The organism is Ruegeria sp. CDSB114 (genome assembly GCF_059611025.1).
The window spans coordinates 1-1,214 of sequence record NZ_JBXWOT010000024.1 but is presented as its reverse complement, the minus strand read 5'-3'; the positions used below and the strand labels follow the sequence as shown (position 1 = coordinate 1,214).

The following is a 1,214-nucleotide window of genomic DNA, read 5'->3' as shown; positions in this document are numbered from 1 at the left end:
ATGGGCGCCCTTTCCATTTGATCATTCGCTTGCGCGAATTACTCGACGATTTTCGACACAACGCCGGCGCCGACGGTGCGGCCGCCTTCGCGGATGGCGAAACGCAGGCCGTTTTCCATCGCGATCGGTGCGATCAGCTCAACCTCGAACGACACGTTGTCGCCGGGCATAACCATCTCGGTGCCAGCTGCCAGGGTCACGGTGCCGGTCACGTCAGTTGTACGGAAGTAGAACTGCGGACGGTAGTTCGCGAAGAACGGCGTGTGACGGCCACCCTCTTCCTTGGTCAGGATATAGGCTTCGGCTTCGAACTTGGTGTGCGGTGTAACCGAACCCGGCTTACACAGAACCTGGCCACGCTCAACGCCTTCACGGTCGATACCACGCAGCAGCGCGCCGATGTTGTCGCCCGCTTCTCCACGATCCAGCAGCTTGCGGAACATTTCAACACCAGTACAGGTGGTTTTCTTGGTGTCGCGGATGCCGACGATTTCGATCTCGTCGCCAACATTGATCACGCCACGCTCAACACGACCGGTCACAACTGTACCACGGCCCGAGATCGAGAACACGTCTTCGACCGGCATCAGGAACGGCTGGTCAACAGCGCGCTCAGGCGTCGGGATGTACTCGTCCACGGCAGCCATCAGCTTGCGGATCGATTCTTCGCCGATTGCCGGGTTGTTGCCTTCCATCGCGGCCAGTGCCGAACCGGCAATGATCGGAATGTCGTCGCCAGGGTAATCATACGAGCTCAGCAGCTCGCGGATTTCCATTTCAACCAGCTCCAGCAGCTCTTCGTCGTCAACCTGGTCAACTTTGTTCATGAACACGACCATGGTCGGGATGCCAACCTGGCGGCCCAGCAGAATGTGCTCGCGGGTCTGAGGCATCGGGCCGTCAGCCGCGTTCACAACCAGGATCGCGCCGTCCATTTGCGCCGCACCAGTGATCATGTTCTTGACGTAGTCGGCGTGGCCGGGGCAGTCAACGTGGGCGTAGTGACGCGCGTCGGTCTCGTATTCCACGTGGGCCGTCGAGATGGTGATGCCGCGGGCCTTCTCTTCCGGCGCGCCGTCAATCTGGTCATACGCTTTGAAGTCACCAAAATACTTGGTGATCGCTGCGGTCAGCGTCGTCTTGCCGTGGTCAACGTGCCCAATCGTGCCAATGTTGACGTGCGGCTTATTACGCTCAAACTTTTCCTTTGCCAT

1 protein-coding gene is annotated in these 1,214 nt (G+C 59.2%); it reads right to left on the bottom strand.

Annotated features, from left to right (window positions below; translation table 11 throughout):
• Nucleotides 1-38 precede the first annotated feature (38 nt).
• Nucleotides 39-1,214 (bottom strand): elongation factor Tu (gene tuf, locus AC2FIP_RS20635; protein WP_496787995.1); only part of this gene is annotated, 1,176 nt, incomplete at its 5' end.